The following is a 618-nucleotide window of genomic DNA, read 5'->3' as shown; positions in this document are numbered from 1 at the left end:
GCTTCGCCATGCGTGAGCTCGATCACCTCGCGGATCGCCTCGTTGATGTCCACCGGCTCCTTCCGCGGCGGCGCCTTCCTGACCAGATCGCGGATCCGGCGGAGCACTTCCCCCGCTCGACCTGCATCCTTGACAATATGCCTGAGCGTCTGCCCTACCTCGTCGATGTTCGGAGGCCGGGCGTTCAGCCACCGCAGCGCCGCCTGGGCGTTGGTCACCGTTGCGCCAATCGGCTGGTTGACTTCGTGAGCAATCGAGGCCGTGAGCTGCCCCATGGTGGCGACACGATTCGCGTGAGCCAGTTCCGTCTGCACCTCGCGATAGCGCTGCTCGCTCTCGCGGACCTTTTTCTCCGCCTGCTTGCGCTCGCTCAGATCGAGCACGAAAGCAACACCTTCCTTCCGGCTTGCTTCGAAAGCGGTCGCACCGAGCATGACCGGCACGCGGCTGCCGTCCTCCCTGATGTACTCCTTCTCGAACGGCTGCGCGCGCCCCGTCGCCTCGATCTCCGCCAGGGCCCGTTCGTCGCGCTCGAGCCATTCTGGCGGCGTCAGATCCCTCCAGCTCACGCGACCCGAGACAAGATCCTCCCGCTCGTATCCCACCATGCGAAGAAAT

Annotated in this window: 1 protein-coding gene; it reads right to left on the bottom strand. The window is 65.0% G+C overall.

Annotation, left to right across the window (positions count from 1 at the left end; genetic code table 11):
- Nucleotides 1–618 (bottom strand): sensor histidine kinase (locus J8I87_RS44120; protein WP_209938934.1); only part of this gene is annotated, 618 nt, incomplete at both ends.

The sequence above is a fragment of the Paraburkholderia sp. LEh10 genome, from assembly GCF_017814945.1.
GTDB lineage: Bacteria > Pseudomonadota > Gammaproteobacteria > Burkholderiales > Burkholderiaceae > Paraburkholderia.
Note: the sequence above shows the minus strand (reverse complement) of the source record. Positions and strands in the feature narration are given on the sequence as shown.